Origin of the sequence: Pseudomonas sp. HMSC08G10, assembly GCF_001808425.1 — a bacterium.
Classification (GTDB): domain Bacteria; phylum Pseudomonadota; class Gammaproteobacteria; order Pseudomonadales; family Pseudomonadaceae; genus Aquipseudomonas; species Aquipseudomonas guariconensis.
Genome location: NZ_KV793306.1, coordinates 419,165 through 434,313, shown reverse-complemented (window position 1 = coordinate 434,313; position 15,149 = coordinate 419,165). Strand labels below are relative to the sequence as shown.

Annotated in this window: 13 protein-coding genes, 1 tRNA gene and 1 pseudogene; 6 read left to right on the top strand and 9 right to left on the bottom strand. The window is 61.8% G+C overall.

Annotated elements, in window-relative coordinates; genetic code table 11:
• Positions 1 to 119: 119 nt before the first annotated feature.
• Together HMPREF3173_RS12385 and HMPREF3173_RS12380 are read right to left on the bottom strand one after the other, a co-directional pair.
• Positions 120 to 923 carry an MOSC domain-containing protein gene (locus HMPREF3173_RS12385; RefSeq protein WP_070573407.1) on the bottom strand — a complete coding sequence of 268 codons (804 nt, stop codon included), beginning with the start codon at positions 921 to 923 and terminating at the stop codon, positions 120 to 122.
• Positions 924 to 981: 58 nt separating this feature from the next.
• Positions 982 to 1,917 carry a chemotaxis protein gene (locus tag HMPREF3173_RS12380; protein ID WP_043206699.1) on the bottom strand — a complete coding sequence of 312 codons (936 nt, stop codon included), beginning with the start codon at positions 1,915 to 1,917 and terminating at the stop codon, positions 982 to 984.
• A 342-nt stretch (positions 1,918 to 2,259) separates the two neighbouring features.
• Here HMPREF3173_RS12380 and HMPREF3173_RS12375 point away from each other — a divergent pair, with 342 nt between their 5' ends.
• The 3 genes from HMPREF3173_RS12375 to HMPREF3173_RS12365 all read left to right on the top strand — a co-directional run bounded on the left by HMPREF3173_RS12375 (position 2,260) and on the right by HMPREF3173_RS12365 (position 4,691).
• Positions 2,260 to 2,775, top strand: coding sequence for a histidine kinase (locus HMPREF3173_RS12375; protein WP_070573404.1), 516 nt, complete (start codon positions 2,260 to 2,262; stop codon positions 2,773 to 2,775).
• A 370-nt stretch (positions 2,776 to 3,145) separates the two neighbouring features.
• Complete coding sequence (locus tag HMPREF3173_RS12370; protein ID WP_043206701.1) at positions 3,146 to 4,042, top strand: sensor histidine kinase; 897 nt, start codon at positions 3,146 to 3,148, stop codon at positions 4,040 to 4,042.
• On the top strand, positions 4,032 to 4,691 hold the full coding sequence (locus HMPREF3173_RS12365) for a response regulator (protein WP_070573402.1): 660 nt from the start codon (positions 4,032 to 4,034) through the stop codon (positions 4,689 to 4,691). The genes HMPREF3173_RS12370 and HMPREF3173_RS12365 overlap by 11 nt, the downstream gene beginning before the upstream one ends.
• On the opposite strand, the gene yegS is transcribed toward HMPREF3173_RS12365, so the two are convergent.
• A complete protein-coding gene (gene yegS, locus HMPREF3173_RS12360; RefSeq protein ID WP_070573400.1) occupies positions 4,675 to 5,562 on the bottom strand; it encodes a lipid kinase YegS in 888 nt (295 codons plus the stop codon). The genes HMPREF3173_RS12365 and yegS overlap by 17 nt on opposite strands.
• A 183-nt stretch (positions 5,563 to 5,745) precedes the next feature.
• Here yegS and HMPREF3173_RS12355 point away from each other — a divergent pair, with 183 nt between their 5' ends.
• Positions 5,746 to 6,993, top strand: a complete 1,248-nt coding sequence (locus HMPREF3173_RS12355) for a glycosyltransferase family 4 protein (protein ID WP_070573398.1) — start codon at positions 5,746 to 5,748, stop codon at positions 6,991 to 6,993.
• Here HMPREF3173_RS12355 and glp read toward each other — a convergent pair.
• Positions 6,982 to 8,169, bottom strand: a complete 1,188-nt coding sequence (gene glp, locus HMPREF3173_RS12350; RefSeq protein WP_139146848.1) for a molybdopterin molybdotransferase MoeA — start codon at positions 8,167 to 8,169, stop codon at positions 6,982 to 6,984. The two genes, HMPREF3173_RS12355 and glp, sit on opposite strands and share 12 nt — an antisense overlap.
• Before the next feature lie 22 nt (positions 8,170 to 8,191).
• Positions 8,192 to 8,731, bottom strand: a complete 540-nt coding sequence (moaB, locus tag HMPREF3173_RS12345) for a molybdenum cofactor biosynthesis protein B (RefSeq protein ID WP_043206705.1) — start codon at positions 8,729 to 8,731, stop codon at positions 8,192 to 8,194.
• Positions 8,732 to 8,909: 178 nt separating this feature from the next.
• Here moaB and HMPREF3173_RS12340 point away from each other — a divergent pair, with 178 nt between their 5' ends.
• Both HMPREF3173_RS12340 and HMPREF3173_RS12335 read left to right on the top strand, forming a co-directional pair.
• Positions 8,910 to 9,131, top strand: coding sequence for a YgdI/YgdR family lipoprotein (locus tag HMPREF3173_RS12340; RefSeq protein ID WP_043206706.1), 222 nt, complete (start codon positions 8,910 to 8,912; stop codon positions 9,129 to 9,131).
• An 82-nt stretch (positions 9,132 to 9,213) separates the two neighbouring features.
• Positions 9,214 to 9,290 (top strand) — tRNA-Pro (locus HMPREF3173_RS12335).
• A gap of 200 nt (positions 9,291 to 9,490) precedes the next feature.
• Here HMPREF3173_RS12335 and mqo read toward each other — a convergent pair.
• The 4 genes and pseudogenes from mqo to HMPREF3173_RS12320 form a co-directional block, all read right to left on the bottom strand.
• A complete protein-coding gene (mqo, locus tag HMPREF3173_RS12330) occupies positions 9,491 to 11,077 on the bottom strand; it encodes a malate dehydrogenase (quinone) (protein ID WP_043206707.1) in 1,587 nt (528 codons plus the stop codon).
• 419 nt (positions 11,078 to 11,496) lie between these two features.
• Positions 11,497 to 12,201, bottom strand: a complete 705-nt coding sequence (locus HMPREF3173_RS25300; protein ID WP_371906670.1) for a methyl-accepting chemotaxis protein — start codon at positions 12,199 to 12,201, stop codon at positions 11,497 to 11,499.
• A 228-nt stretch (positions 12,202 to 12,429) separates the two neighbouring features.
• Positions 12,430 to 12,540 (bottom strand): annotated as a pseudogene (locus HMPREF3173_RS25295) (hypothetical protein); the annotation flags it as partial.
• A gap of 764 nt (positions 12,541 to 13,304) precedes the next feature.
• The gene (locus tag HMPREF3173_RS12320) at positions 13,305 to 15,068 is read right to left on the bottom strand and encodes an ABC transporter transmembrane domain-containing protein (protein ID WP_070573393.1); all 1,764 of its coding nucleotides are present in this window, start codon (positions 15,066 to 15,068) and stop codon (positions 13,305 to 13,307) included.
• Positions 15,069 to 15,149 lie beyond the last annotated feature (81 nt).

The window sequence follows — 15,149 nt, the reverse complement described above, 5'->3', positions numbered from 1 at the left end:
GGCCAAGACCAAAGTGACCCGCCGTGAGGGCGCAAGGGTGACTAACCGTCAACAAATCAAACGGATAAACCCACGCCCCTCAACCACCACCAACGAACAAACGAGCCAGCCAGAACGTATTACTCAATCACCTCGACCGCCATCCCTACCCGCAACGCCCCAGGTCCATCGGCCGCCACGTTCTGCCCAAACAACACGTCCCCTTCTTTCTCCCGGAACGTCTTCAGTGTCGTCAAAGGCTCACGATCCGCGCTGCGCTCCCCCGTGGCAGGGTCAAGCGTGGTCAAGATGCATCGCACGCTAGGTTTGAGCAGCCGAAAGGTCAACTCGCCAATGCGAATCCGCTTCCAGCCGTCCTCGGCAAAAGGCGCAGCCCCTTCCACCACCAGGTTCGGGCGAAACCGCAACATCTCCATGGGGCGTCCGATCCGCCGGCTCAGCTCGTCAAGCGACCCTTGCCCGATCAGCAGTAACGGAAACCCGTCCGGAAACGCCGCCCGGTCGCTGTTCAGGCCATAGCCATTAGGTAGATAACGCGCCCGCTGCTCTGGGCAATACACCAGGCGAACCGACCTGCCGAGCAGTTCGCTCAACCAGGCTGCGGCGGCATCGCCGGCGTCCGGTACTCGCAGTGTGTCACGCCAAATGGTAACACCACGCAGGTCGTCATCGACTCCGGGTACGGGAACGGCCAAAGGCGCCTGCCCTGGGGCCTGGAGCAAGAGTTGCCCATGCTCGTCGTAGCTGGCATTGATTTGTCCCAGGCCTGGCCAGGCGCGCTGGGTGAGGAAGCGTCCATTGTCCTGCTCCACCACCATCCAGCGCCGGTCACCCCGCACCCCCAGAAAGTCAACCGGCGAGTCCACCAGGCTCTGGGCCTGCCCCGATTTCACCGGGTATCGATACAACGCACTCAAAAACATCCCTGCCCGCCTCGTGCCAGCCGAAAATGCCAAGCTTATACCCGGCCACGGCAGGCCACTAGGCTGTGGCGTGATCCAGCATCAGGCGCTGTCGCACCACATCCACCAGGCGGTCAGGCTGGAATTTGGAAAGGAAGTTGTCACAGCCAACCTTCTTCACCATTGATTCGTTGAAACTGCCCGACAGCGACGTATGCAGCACCACGTGAAGCCCACGCAGGCGCGCGTCGCCACGGATCTCGGTGGTCAGGCGGTAACCGTCCATCTCGGGCATTTCCGCGTCGGTGAACACCATCAGCAGTTTCTCACAGACATCTTCTCCGGCATCCGCCCAGCCTTTAAGCATGCGCAATGCCTTCAGGCCATCGCTTGCCACGTGCAGCTTCATGCCGAGCTGAGATAGAGTCTCGCGCAGTTGAACCAAGGCCACGCTGGAGTCATCCACCAACAACACTTCACGACCGCGGGCGCGCGCCAGGACCGGGTCATCGAGCTTGTCCCGCGAGACGCGTGTGTTGTAGGGCACGATCTCGGCCAGGACCTTTTCCACATCGATCACCTCCACCAACTGCTCATCGACCTTGGTGATCGCCGTCAGGTAGTGCTGGCGACCGGCGCTGGACGGAGGCGGCATGATGGCTTCCCAGTTCATGTTGACGATGCGGTCGACGCCGCCAACCAGGAAGGCCTGCACCGAGCGGTTGTATTCGGTGACGATGATGGTGCTATCCGGGCCGGGCTGTAGGGGCCGCATACCGATCGCCTGAGAGAGGTCGATCACCGGCAGTGTCTGGCCACGCAAATTGACCACACCACACACGAAGGCGTGGCGCTGCGGCATCAAGGTCAGCTTCGGCAGTTGCAGCACTTCCTGAACCTTGAACACGTTGATGGCGAACAACTGGCGCCCCGCCAGTCGGAACATCAGGATTTCCAGGCGGTTCTCACCTACCAGTTGTGTACGTTGATCGACCGTATCGAGAATACCAGCCATTGGAAACCCCCAGGCTTGAGTCAGGAATGTGAATTCATCTGTCTTGTATCGGCGCAACTGCGCGCAGCTTGACCCCTCAGGGAAATTGTATTGCCGACATTTGATATCACTTTAACATCATGCTTTACTGCCTGCGCGGACATATCCATTGCCGACTCATCATTTATCCGACCGCCATCAGGGAATCCCCTAGTAGCAATCGGGTGCGACCTGATGTTCCCCGTATCCAATAGCCATTAATGTGACGCCATTCTCAATGCATGAATGGAGTCAGGCTTTGCTAGCGACGGTCTCGGTGTTGCCAAGCGCAGATCCTCCTGCCCCGTGCGCAGGCGTTTCATGATGGACAGCGCACCACTGAACAACGGCGCCCTGCAGGATTTCCTGCTGGATGCACAGGTATGGCTAACCAAAACCCAGGAATGCCTTCAGCATCTGGAGCTGATCGATAACGATCCCGATGCATGCCAATGCCTGAACGAGACGCTCGACACCCTTGCCCGTCGTGCTGACGCGCTTGGGCTGCTTGAAGTCGCCCGCTACACCGCCGCGCTCCAGCAACTGCTGGCCCCCGTCTGCCAGCAGCAACATCATCTGGGCGAGCAGGCGTTGAGCACGCTGCAGGCCTGCATGAATCTACTGGCTTGGCAGCTGGAGCTGGTCGATGCGACGACAGGCCGCTTGAACCTGGATACCGCCGAGCAGTCCCTGTTGCTCGAAGAACTGGCGAACGCCCTGGGGCAACCACGTCCGGAACTGTGCGGGCCCTGCCAGTCGCGCGGCGACCTGTGCACCCACCCTCACCTGTCCCAAACCCATCTTGCCTCGTCCGTCGTGGTGCCCGGTCACCGGCACTGAGCGTTTGTGACGAACAAACAATAAAAAATACAAAGCGCAAAGTTTTTCTTAGTTCGGAAAACGCTCTAGCAGGCATGTACGTATTAGTTGCGCTTGAAGAAAAACCATTTCAATGAATAATGGCGTTTTGATATCTGTCGAGTTGGGCTATGCCCCTGCATGGCCCCGAAAAACCTGAGGTTTCAAGCCACCGGCCACCGCGACCAAATCAACTTGAAGTGATACCATGCACGCAGTTGAATGCACGCGCCGCAGGTATTGTTCAATTGAGTGAACCGTCGTCGGCAAGTGCTTGAAAGCAGGACGCCAAAGCCTCTGACCAGTCCCATGCAAGGCCTCCAACAGCAACAATTCAGTGGCTTTTCTATCTATGCTTCCACGCTTGAAACTCCCTCAGCATTGCCGCTCCCGCGCCACCTTGCTGCGCTGGGCGACCGCGTTGCTGTGCGTGGGATCACTGCTCGCCAACCTAACGTTTGCCGTGCGCGCCCTCCCCCTGCCCGCCAGCCTGCTGCTGCTGCAATCGATTGCCTTGATCGGGATCCTCTGGCACTGGCGCCAGTGGGCAAGATCAATCAGCCTGCGCCCAGCGGAACTGGCCGACCGCATGCTCAAGGTCCAGGAAGGCGAACGCCAGCGCCTAAGCCGCGAGTTGCATGATGATATAGGCCAATCGCTCACGGCCGCGAAGCTTCAGCTCGACTGGCTACAGCGGCGCATTCCGGCAGAGCTTCAAGAGCACTGCCAGACCCTGCGCAAGACCCTCGAAAGCACATTGAGCAATGTCAGGGACGTCTCGGCGATTCTTAACCCGCGTCAACTGGCCAGTCTGGGACTGGAGGCGAGCCTGCGGGCCCATCTGGTGCGTACCCTGGAGAGCAGCGATGTTCACTGGAGCCTGGAGTGCCATCAGCGCCTCGGCGGTATCGACGAAGCGGTTTCCATGGCCGCATTCCGGATTACCCAGGAAGCGGTGACCAACATGCTGCGTCACGCCCATGCGTGCAATCTCACGATCAGCCTGCGCCGCACGCCTGCGGGCCTGAGCCTGTCGATCCAGGATGACGGCCAGGGCTTCGAGCCCGCCGCCAACCCGGCCGAAGCCGGCCAACGAGGCCTGGCTGGGATGCTGGAACGCGCGGCGGCTCTGCAAGGCACGCTGAGCATCTCCAGCCAACCGGGTCAAGGCACCCGGATCGACGCGCTGTTCCCATGGCCACCGCGCACCGAAGAGCGCGCCAGGACTCCCGCCTCCCATGACCTGTAGATTGCTGCTGGTGGACGACCACTCGCTGATCCGCGCGGGCGTCCGTGCGCTGGTGACCGATATTCCTGGCTATTCGGTAGTAGGCGAAGCCGATGATGGCAGCCAGTTGCTGGAGATGGTGCAGCGCGTGACGCCAGACATTGTCCTGCTGGATATCTCCATGCGCTCGACCAGCGGCCTGGACGCTCTCAGCCAACTGCGCGCAAACGGTTTCGTGTGCAAAGTACTGATCCTCTCCATGCACACCGATCCGGAGCTGATCATGCGCGCCTTGGAAAGCGGCGCCCATGGCTACCTACTCAAGGACACCACGGCCAACGAACTGGAACAAGCCCTGGCCGCCCTGCACAACGGCGAGCGCTACCTGAGCCCGGCGATTGCCCATACCGTGATCAACCAAGCCTTGCTTCACGCACAGGACGGCAAGCAAACGGCGGGCGAGCGCCACAACCTGACCGCTCGCCAACTGGAGATCCTGCGTCTGATCGTGCGCGGCAAGTCGACCCGGGAAATTGCCAACGGCCTGGGCCTATCGATCAAGACAGTCGAAACCCACCGCTCGCAGATCATGAAACGCTTGCAGATCTATGACGTGGCCGGCCTGGTGCTGTTCGCCGTTCGCGAGAAGATCATCAGCCTGGACGACTGAGCAAGGGCGAGTCCGCCGGCAAATGCAGGCGCAACGCGGCCGGACACGCCTCGAAGCGCAGACTGTCGGCCTGCAACGGCTCGCCATCGAGGTTGATGTCCACCCCCTGTGAGCTCTTGATCTCGACCCAAGGCAGCCGAGCCCTCACGAACAACCCCTCCCCGGCAAGCAGATCGCGCAAAGCACCGATCATTTCCTGGGGGGCAGGCAAGATACCGATATCCAGCAAGCCATCGTCCACCCAAGCATCGGGGCACAGCACATGCCCACCGCCCGCCTGACGACCATTGCCGATACCCAGCGCCAGCAACTCGCCCTGCCAATGAAAATCCGGCCCCTGAAGCTCCACCGATGCCGCCTGCAGCTCGCTGAAACGAGACAGACCAGTGAACAGGTAGGCCGCAGCGCCTAGTACTTTCTTCAAATCTTCGGATGTATTGGCCGTAACTTGGCTGCCAAACCCACCGGTGGCCATGTTGAGAAACATCTGATCACCCACCTTGCCCAGATCCACCGGCCGTGCCGGCTGTTCGAGCAAGTCCAGAGCCGCCGCAGGCTCCAGCGGTATACCTGCGGCCTTGGCGAAGTCATTGGCCGTGCCCAAGGGCAGCAGTGCAAGGCTGGCATCCGAGCGAGCCTGCGCCATGGCCTCGGCCACGTCCCTCAGGGTGCCGTCTCCGCCACCTGCCACCACCTGTCGGAAACCTGCGGCCAATGCCTCAGTGACCAACCGCTGGGCATCCCCGGCCTCCCAGGTCAGGCGCACGTCCAGCGTCCAGCCGCGCTCGCGTAGCCCGCCCACGGCGCTGCGCACCTCCTCGTTCATGGCTTGCTTGCCATGCAGGATCAACATCGCCTTGCGTTCGCGCATCACGCCTCTCCTTGAAACCTGCGGTTTTCAATCTCGACCATCGGCAACGCTTCATTGCTGCATGCAGCTTCCGCCAGATACTTGGCTATCTGACCACCTGCACGGCCACCAGGCCATTTTATTGACTAAGCTACTGCAATATACCAAACCGACCACACCAGCCGACGATGAGGTAGCGGGGCCATGCGTATACTCTGGACACTGCCCTACCTGCCCTGGCCCACCACCAGCGGCAGCAAGACCCGGCAATACCACCTTATGCGCGAACTGACGCGCCAAGGCCACCGGATCACCTTGCTGGTGCAGTCCAAAGTCCCGCTTGGTGACGCCGCCCGGCAAGCACTGGAGGCGGTGGTCGAACGTCTGATCGTCCTGCCCAGGCGGCCGCTACACAGCCCGCTCAACCTGCTGGCCTCCCCCATCATCGATTACCCGATGCGTGCCATCATCAACGGTTTAGCGCCTTGTCTGCGCCATCGCTTCGAGCAATTGCTGGACGAGCCCTGGGACATCATTCAGATCGAACATAGCTACAGCTTCCAGCCCTTCGAAAAGGCCCTGCAGGCCCGCCGCCTGCCCTTTGTGCTCAGTGAGCATAATCTGGAATCAGTGATGGGCGCGGCCTGTCATGACCGGTTGCCACTCTGGTTGCGTCCCCTCAATGCCTTCGACCGCTGGCGCTATCGGCGTTGGGAGCAGCGCGTTCTACGTCAACCCAGCGAAGTGGTTGCCGTCAGCGCCCACGATGCCGAGCTGATCAGCCACATCAGCGGCCGGCCGGTGAACGTGGTGGTCAATGGCGTGGATTGTGACTACTACCAGGACGTGCACCCTGCCTACCACAGCCAGCGCCTACTGTTCGTTGGCAATTTCGAATACGGCGCCAACCTCGAAGCCATCGAATGGGCACTCGAAGAAATCCTGCCTCAGGTCTGGATGAGCAACCCGGCCGTGCGCCTGGCCATCGCCGGGCATGCCCTGCCAGCGAGCTGGAAACTGCACTGGAACGACCCGCGCATCGAGTGGATCGGCTATCGCCCGGACCTGCGCGAACTGCAGCGGCGCTCGGCGCTGTTCTTTGCACCGCTGCGCTACGCAGGTGGCTCCAAGGTGAAAATCCTTGAAGCCATGGCCGCCGGGCTGCCGGTCATTACCACCAGCAAAGGTGTGTCAGGCCTGGCAGCCAACAATGGCGAGCATTACCTGGGCAGCGATGACAGCGGCCAACTGGCGCTGCTGATCACTCAACTGCTCAACCAGCCCTGGCGCATGTGCCAGTTGAGCGAGGCTGGCCGGCAGTTCGCACGCCAGCGCCACGACTGGAGCGTCGCGGCGCAGCAGCTGATGAACGTGCACGTGCGCTTGAGCCAGTTGGGGCCGGCAGATGCCTCGCCCCTGGGCAACGTGTGGCTTGGTCGGTCAGCCAAGTAGCTCGCTGAAGGGGATGAACACCACGCTGTCGCCCTCGCGCACCGTGGTGCCTTCTCGCACTTCCACCAGCCCCTCGGCCCAAGCTGCACTGCGCAGCACACCGGAGCTCTGGTTCTTGTAGATCCGCACCGTGCCCTCTTCGATTCGTGCGCGCAGGTATTCGCGGCGGCTGCCGGGCTTGGTCCATTCGAACCCCGCTGGAACGGTGAAGCGCAGCGGCGTGACCTTCTCGACGCCTTGGCGGCGCAACAGATACGGGCGGGCCAGCAAGGCGAAGGTCACCAGTGTCGAAGCCGGGTTACCTGGCAGGCCGATCACCGGCACACCACGGAAGTGCCCGAATGTCAGGGGCTTGCCCGGTTTGATCGCCAGCTTCCACAACGCAAGCTCCCCGGCCTCGCGAAGGGCCATGCCAAGGTAGTCCGCCTCGCCCACAGAGACACCACCGGTGGACAGAATCAGGTCGACCTCGCCCAGTCCGGCCAAGCAGTCACGAGTACGCTGCAGGTCATCAGCGAGAATCCCCACGTCCAGCACTTCGCAGCCCAGGCGCTGCAACCAACTGACCAGCAGACGCCGGTTGCTGTTGTAGATCTGCCCTGGCCCTAGCGGCAGGCCCGGCTCCACCAGCTCGTCGCCGGTAGACAGCACAGCCACACGGACCTTGCGTACCACCTCAAGCCGAGCATGGCCCAGGGTGGCCGCCAGGCCCAACGCGATCGGCCCCAGACGCGTGCCGGCAGCGATTACGTGCTCGCCAGTGCGGGTCTCCTGCCCTTGCGGGCGCACGTTCTGGCCGATCTTGAGCGGCTCGAGCAAGCGCACCCGCCCGTCTTCCAGGACCTCGGCGTTTTCCTGCATCTGCACACAATCGGCGCCCTCAGGCAGTGGCGCCCCGGTAAAGATCCGCGCACAGGTGCCCGGCTGCAGCGGTGCCGGGGCATGGCCGGCAAAAATGCGCTGGCTCACCGGCAGAGGTTCGCCTTGCCAGTCGGCCAGGCGCAACGCATAGCCGTCCATGGCACTGTTCGGCCAAGGCGGCAGGTCCAGGCCGGCCACCACGTCGCGGGCCAATACCCGGCCTTCGGCGTCCGCGAGGGCCACTGCTTCGCTGTCCTTGATCGGCGCGGCCTCGGCCAGCGCCAGTAAGCGCTCCAGGGCTTCTTCGACCGGCATCAGGGGCCGGGCCTGCTTGACCTCAACCACGGCTGTCACAGGCCGCTGCCTGCTTCAGGTGAGGCACGAAGTTGCACGGCCTGTGACGCGCATCGAGCTGCTCGGCAAGAATGCCGTCCCATCCGGTGCGCACCGCGTTGGTCGAGCCCGGCAGGCAGCACACCAGGGTGCCATTGGCCAAGCCAGCCAAAGCGCGGGACTGGACGGTAGAGGTGCCGATGTCCGCCACGGAGATCTGTCGGAACAGCTCGCCGAAACCTTCGACCTGCTTGTCCAGCAGGCACGCCACGGCCTCCGGCGTGCTGTCCCGGCCGGTAAAGCCGGTACCGCCAGTGATCAGCACTACCTGCACCTGCTCATCGGCGATCCAGGTGGCGACTTGCGCGCGAATCTTGTAGAGGTCGTCCTTGAGCAGTACACGCTCTGCCAGTCGATGCCCGGCCGCACTCAGGCGGTCGACGAACAGCTGGCCAGACGTGTCGGTCTCGAAAGTACGGGTATCGCTGACGGTAAGCACCGCGATATTCAGCGCAACGAAGGGGATGTCTGCCTTGGCTTTCATGAGAGTGCGTCGCAGGAGGAAAAGATGGCGGTTGTTATATCACAGCCCAGCACGGCGCGACGCCGGCATTGTTCTCCGTCAATGCCGGCGTAATGCCGCTATGCTGCACTGAGAAGGAACTTGCATGGACACCAAGCGTCCTACTACTTATCAAGCACGATCGTACTGGAGAAAAGCAATGATTCAACGGACCCTTCCCGCCTTCCTGCTCGCCCTCGGCCTGGGTGCCCTGGCCGGCTGCGCATCGCCAACCGTCATCACGCTGAACGACGGCCGCGAGATCCAGGCAGTGGATACCCCCTCTTATGATGAGGACTCCGGTTTCTACGAATTTGAACAGCTCGATGGCAAGCGTACACGCATCAACAAAGACCAGATCCGCACGGTCAAAGAGCTGTGATCTGACAGGCCCTTTTTGCAAAACCTCCTTTTCGCAACAAGGGCTTGCGTTGAAAAATACGATGCAGTAGGATTTTGTTCATCGGAGTGTAGCGCAGCCAGGTAGCGCGTCTCGTTCGGGACGAGAAGGCCGCAGGTTCGAATCCTGTCTCTCCGACCAAATCCTAATTTTCAAAAAGCCCGCCTTGCGCGGGCTTTTTGTTGTGCCCGGAAAATAACGGTGCAGCCTTTTCGCATATACCCTGCCCCCACCGGCCGACACTCCTGCACAACGCTGCATCTGTGGAGGCGGGTCACCCGAGAAGAGGTTGGCCCCACCATGACAGAAAAACGCCCCGCAGGGCGTTCTTCAATCCATCGTTACTGCGCCTCGGCCAGCGCTTGCTCGGGCTGCACCGGAACGTACAGCAATTGCAGACGCGAACTGGTCCACTCGCGCGTCTTGTTGGTCAGCTCCAGGTTGTTGTTCAGCTTCTGGCCGTAAGTCGGCACGATCTGCTGAAGCTTGGCCTGCCACTGCGGGCTCTTGATGCGATCCTTGAAGGTCTTTTCCAGTACGGTCAGCATGATCGGCGCGGCAGTGGAAGCACCTGGCGAGGCGCCCAACAGCGCTGCGATAGTGCCATCCTCGGAGGCGACCACTTCGGTACCGAACTGCAGGATGCCGCCGTGCTCAGGATCCTTCTTGATCACTTGCACGCGCTGACCAGCCTGAAGCAACTTCCAGTCTTCGTTCTTGGCGTTGGGGAAGTATTCGCGCAGGGCGTTCATGCGGTCATCGAAGCTGAGCATCAGTTGCCCCATCAGGTAAGTGCTCAGGTCGATGTTGTCGATACCGGCGTGCATCATCGGCATGATGTTGTGGCTGGTCAGCGACGCGAACATGTCCAGCAGCGAGCCGTTCTTCAGGTACTTGGTGGAGAAGGTCGCGAACGGGCCGAACAGCAGCACTTCCTTGCCGTCGATCACCCGAGTGTCCAGGTGCGGCACCGACATCGGCGGCGCGCCGACCGAAGCCTTGCCATACAGCTTGGCCTTGTGACGAGCAACGATGTCCGGATTGTCGGTCATCAGGAATTGTCCGCCCACCGGGAAGCCTGCATAGCCTTCGGCCTCTGGAATACCGGACTTCTGCAGCAGTTTCAGCGCGCCACCACCGGCACCGATGAACACGAATTTGGCATTGACGCGGGTTTGCTTGCCGCCATCGGCCAGGTCTGCCACCACCACATTCCAAGTACCGTCATCGTTGCGCACGATGTCACGCACTTCGTGGCGCAGGTGCAATTGCACGTTCGGGTTGCGAGTCATGGATGCGAACAGCTGGCGGGTGATCTCGCCAAAGTTCACGTCAGTGCCAATGGCCATACGGGTGGCCGCGACCCGCTGCTCGGGCGAGCGGCCTTCCATCACGATCGGCACCCACTTGCGAATCTGCTCGTGGTCCTCGGAAATCTCCATGCCACGGAACAGCGAGCTGTGCTGCAGTGCTTCGACGCGCTTGTGCAGGAAAGCGATGTTCTCATCCCCCCAGACGAAACTCATGTGCGGCACGTTGTTGATGAACGATTTCGGGTTGCTCAGCACGCCCTGCTCGACCTGGTAGGCCCAGAACTGCTTGGACACCTCGAACTGCTCGTTGACGTTGACCGCCTTGCTGATGTCGATCTTGCCGTCCTTGCCTTCGCTGGTGTAGTTCAGCTCGCAAAAGGCCGAATGGCCGGTACCGGCGTTGTTCCAGGCGTTGGAGCTTTCTTCGGCGACTTGGTCCATGCGCTCGTACACATCGACCTTCCAGTCCGGCTCAAGCTCAGTGAGGTAGGTCCCCAGGCTCGCACTCATGATGCCGCCGCCAATCAGCAGGACGTCGACCGTTTTTTCCGGTTCACCGGGCTTGGAGCAACCGATGACGCTCAGGCACAGGAGCGTCAGCAGGATTTTTTTCATGATTCAATCCAATTGAAGTGAAGTGACTGGCCTTTCGCTGCCCTTGCTGTGCACGCCCGGTTGTTGTTCTGACTCACGTGACCTTCGCGTCGGCGACGCTATATCCTGCGGCAACTGGCCGGCAGGACCGCTGAAGGTCAACGCCTGGGGTTTCGAAGGATCGGGGCAGGATTGCCGTGGGCCTTGGCCCCGCTCGCCCTTAAGCAGAAGTTGTGCCAGTTACGCCAAGACCAACGACTAATAGCCAGGACGTTTGGTCGCAGGCCATCTTTAGCGGTTTGGCTGGCGACAATCCGCCACATGGGATGGGTCGCCGGAAGAGAAATGGCGGGTTTCCCCCTCAAGATTGTGGGAGAGGTTCGAAACTGGTGTGAACGGCATTGTGTGGCGATTGGGCCGCCAAGCGGCCCAGAACCTGGTCAGGCATTGAGCCGGGAGGTGACTTCAGCCAACTGCCCGGACAAACCATGCAGGCGTTGGCCTGCCTGCTCGGTATGCTGCACGGCCTGCTGGTTGGCCGTGGCGATGCGGGTGATCTCCACCAAGTTGCGGGAAATATCTTCGGCAACGCTGGTCTGTTCTTCGGCTGCCGTTGCGATCTGCCGGTTCATATCGCGGATCGCCTCCACCGCCGTGGTGATGCGCTGCAGCATCTGCCCGGCCTGCTCGACCTGCTCGGCGCCTTCCTCGCTGCGTCGCTGGCCACTTTCGATCGCCTTGACCGCGTGTACCGCGCCGGACTGCACGGCGTCGATGATCTGGTTGATCTCAGCGATCGACGCCGCCGTGCGCTGGGCCAGGCTGCGGACCTCGTCGGCCACCACTGCGAAACCACGTCCGGCTTCACCGGCGCGGGCTGCCTCGATGGCGGCATTTAGCGCCAACAGGTTGGTCTGCTCGGCGATACCACGAATCACTTCCAGGACCTTACCGATACGTGTGCTGTCGCTTTCCAGTTCGCGGATCACTTGGGCGGTGCCAGCAATTTCACGGTTGACCACGCCAATGATGTCGATGGTTGCCTGCATCACTTGCTCCCCGGCCTGGGCGCTGTGGTCGGCATCGTCTGCCGCCCGCGCAGCCTCAGCTGCGTGGCGCGCCACCTCCTGGGCGGTGGCGGACATCTCGTGCATCGCCGTGGCCACTTGGTCGGTGCGCTGGAACTGATCATCCGTGCCCCGGGCCATTCCCCCGGCAAGGGTTCGCAACTGGCCGCTGGCGGTTTCCAGCTCATCGGCGTTGTCCTTGAGCCGGCCAACGGTCTCGGCCAGGAAGTCTCGCAAAGTATTGGCGGCACGGGCCAGGCGGCCCAGTTCGTCCTGTCGACGGCTGTCAACCCGAGCGCCGAAGCGGCCTTGGCTCAATTGCGCCACATATTCGATCAAACCACGGATCGGCTCGACCAGGCTGCGGTTGACCAGCCACAGGCTGAACAGGCCCACCAGCACCGCCGATGCGAGCATCACCAACATGCCCAGCCACACCGTACGCTGGGCAGCGGCGCTGAGTTCTGTCGAACGCTCGTGGGCGTCGGCTCGCAAATGCTCGACCAACTCGCTCATTTGCTCGCTGGCGGCGCGGTCCACGCCCTTCACCGCCTGGTCACCCACAACCGGATCACCACCTGCGGCCAGAAACGCCTCACGCCCCTGGGCATAGGCCTTGCCCAATTGCCGGTGGCTGTCGCGCAAGTGCTGTAATCGCGCCTTGAGCTCACCGTCGCTGGCGCCGATCAACTGCTCAAGCAACTGTTGTACCTGCTGTTCGCGGGCCTGGAACTGCTGCCAGTACTTGTCCAGCTCGGCGCTCTGACGACCACGCAGCAACACGTTCTTCCATTCCTGCACCTGGATCTTGAACTGCAGGTTGGCCTCGTCGATCAACTGCGAATCACGCAACGGGCCATCGACCAGCGCGGCATAGCCGCGCACATTGGCGGACAGGAACTGGAAGCACACCAAGGCGATCAGCAGCATCGCCACCAGGCTGCCGCCAAGCAGGGTGAGAATTTGCACTCTGAGGGATTTATGCAACATCGGGAGAATCTCGGGAGCAAGGCTTGGGGAAACGACAGGCCGAAGGCTGTCGCACAAGACGTCCTTGTCTTCGTTCGCAGGCCAAAAAAAAGCTGCCATCGATCGATAGCAGCCAGGTCGAGCACTTACGTAACAGTTGAGCTAGATAGTCTCAGGCAATTGCTACAGAAATGTTACAAGTGCATTGCGCGCTATACTGCTGCGAACTGAAGCGCAGCCAGGCGCGCATAAAGTGGGCTTTGCTCGATGAGCTGACGATGACTGCCCACCGCCACCACACGCCCCTTGTCGATCACCGCGATGCGATCAGCATGCTGCACGGTGGCCAGGCGATGGGCGATGACCAACGTGGTGCGCCCGGCCATGAGCTGCGGCAAGGCCTGCTGGACCAGGTATTCGCTCTGCGCATCCAAGGCACTGGTGGCTTCATCGAGCAGCAGGATCGGCGCATCTACCAGCAAGGCCCGGGCGATTGCCAGGCGCTGGCGCTGTCCACCGGACAAGCCGATCCCTGCCTCACCCAGTGGTGTCTGGTAGCCCTGAGGCAGTTGCTCAATGAACTCATGGGCATAGGCACTGCGCGCCGCTGCCTCGACTTCGGCCAGGCTGGCCTGGGGTCGGCCATAGCGGATGTTGGCTTCCACCGTGCCGCGAAACAACGCCGGGGTCTGCGCCACCAGAGCGAACTGCCGGCGCAAGCAAGTGGGGTCCAGCGCAGTGATCGCCTGCCCATCGAGCAGGATTTGCCCTTGCTGGGGCTCGTAGAAACGCAGCAGCAAGTCGAACAGGGTCGACTTCCCGGCGCCGGACGGTCCGACCAAAGCCACGGTCTGCCCCGGCTCGATGATCAGGCTCAGGCCGTCAATGGCCGCCACGCCCGGACGCGACGGGTAGGCAAAGTGCAACTCACGCAGTTCGATGTGCCCGCTCGCCCGTCCGGCCACCTGCTCACTGGGCTGGGCCGGCGTCAGGATCGCACTGCGTGCTGCCAGCAGTTCGGCAATACGCTCAGCCGCACCCGCTGCGCGCTGCAGCTCGCCGATGACTTCACTGAGGGTACCGAAGGCGCTGCCGACGATCAGGCTGTAGAACACAAACGCGGCCAGCTCGCCACCGGAGATGCGCCCTGCTATCACGTCCATGCCGCCGACCCAGAGCATCACCCCCACCGCGCCCAGCACCAACACGATCACCAACGTGATCAACCAAGCACGCTGGGCGATACGCCGCCGGGCCACGACAAAGGCCGCCTCCACGGTCTCGGCGAAGCGTTCGCGATCGAGCGGCTGGTGGTTATAGGCCTGTACGGTCTTGATCTGGCCCAAGGTCTCGGCGACATAGCTGCCGACATCGGCGACCCGATCCTGGCTCTGGCGCGATAAGCTGCGTACCCGCCGGCCAAACAGCAGGATCGGCGCCAGCACCAGCGGCAAGGCCAGCACCACGATAGTGGTGAGCTTGGGGTTGGTGACAAACAGCAGTACCACACCGCCGGCGACCATCAAGGCGTTGCGCAGGAACATCGACAACGACGAGCCGATGACCGATTGCAGCAAAGTGGTGTCTGCCGTCAGCCGCGACTGGATCTCCGAGCTGCGATTGTCCTCGAAAAAACCCGGATGCAGGCCGAGCAGGTGATCGAACACCGCCCTGCGGATATCCGCCACGCAGCGCTCACCGATCCAGGAAACTAGGTAGAAGCGGCTGAACGTGCCCACTGCCAGGGCTAGCACCAACACGAGGAACAGGCCGATGGTCTGGTTGAGCTGATGCGGTGAACCGGTCATGAAGCCTTGGTCCACCAACAGGCGAATGCCCTGCCCCATGGACAAGGTGATGGCAGCCGTCACGATCAAAGCCAGCAATGCCAACACGACTTGCTTGCGGTAAGGGCGGATGAACTGCCAGGCCAGGCGCAGAGCCCGACGTTGACGCACGGAAACCGGTTTAGGCATGAAAGGGGCCATCCACTGCGAAGAGCCTGCAGCCTACCATTCATCGGACAATGCGGAACTGTACAGCATCTGCAGCCATCG

Coding starts and splice junctions, on each gene's coding strand:
- HMPREF3173_RS12385 (WP_070573407.1), bottom strand. CDS start 923: ATGTTTTTGAGTGCGTTGTATCGATACCCGGTGAAATCGGGGCAGGCC.
- HMPREF3173_RS12380 (WP_043206699.1), bottom strand. CDS start 1,917: ATGGCTGGTATTCTCGATACGGTCGATCAACGTACACAACTGGTAGGT.
- HMPREF3173_RS12375 (WP_070573404.1), top strand. CDS start 2,260: ATGGACAGCGCACCACTGAACAACGGCGCCCTGCAGGATTTCCTGCTG.
- HMPREF3173_RS12370 (WP_043206701.1), top strand. CDS start 3,146: ATGCTTCCACGCTTGAAACTCCCTCAGCATTGCCGCTCCCGCGCCACC.
- HMPREF3173_RS12365 (WP_070573402.1), top strand. CDS start 4,032: ATGACCTGTAGATTGCTGCTGGTGGACGACCACTCGCTGATCCGCGCG.
- yegS (WP_070573400.1), bottom strand. CDS start 5,562: ATGCGCGAACGCAAGGCGATGTTGATCCTGCATGGCAAGCAAGCCATG.
- HMPREF3173_RS12355 (WP_070573398.1), top strand. CDS start 5,746: ATGCGTATACTCTGGACACTGCCCTACCTGCCCTGGCCCACCACCAGC.
- glp (WP_139146848.1), bottom strand. CDS start 8,169: ATGCCGGTCGAAGAAGCCCTGGAGCGCTTACTGGCGCTGGCCGAGGCC.
- moaB (WP_043206705.1), bottom strand. CDS start 8,731: ATGAAAGCCAAGGCAGACATCCCCTTCGTTGCGCTGAATATCGCGGTG.
- HMPREF3173_RS12340 (WP_043206706.1), top strand. CDS start 8,910: ATGATTCAACGGACCCTTCCCGCCTTCCTGCTCGCCCTCGGCCTGGGT.
- mqo (WP_043206707.1), bottom strand. CDS start 11,077: ATGAAAAAAATCCTGCTGACGCTCCTGTGCCTGAGCGTCATCGGTTGC.
- HMPREF3173_RS25300 (WP_371906670.1), bottom strand. CDS start 12,201: ATGTCCGCCACCGCCCAGGAGGTGGCGCGCCACGCAGCTGAGGCTGCG.
- HMPREF3173_RS12320 (WP_070573393.1), bottom strand. CDS start 15,068: ATGCCTAAACCGGTTTCCGTGCGTCAACGTCGGGCTCTGCGCCTGGCC.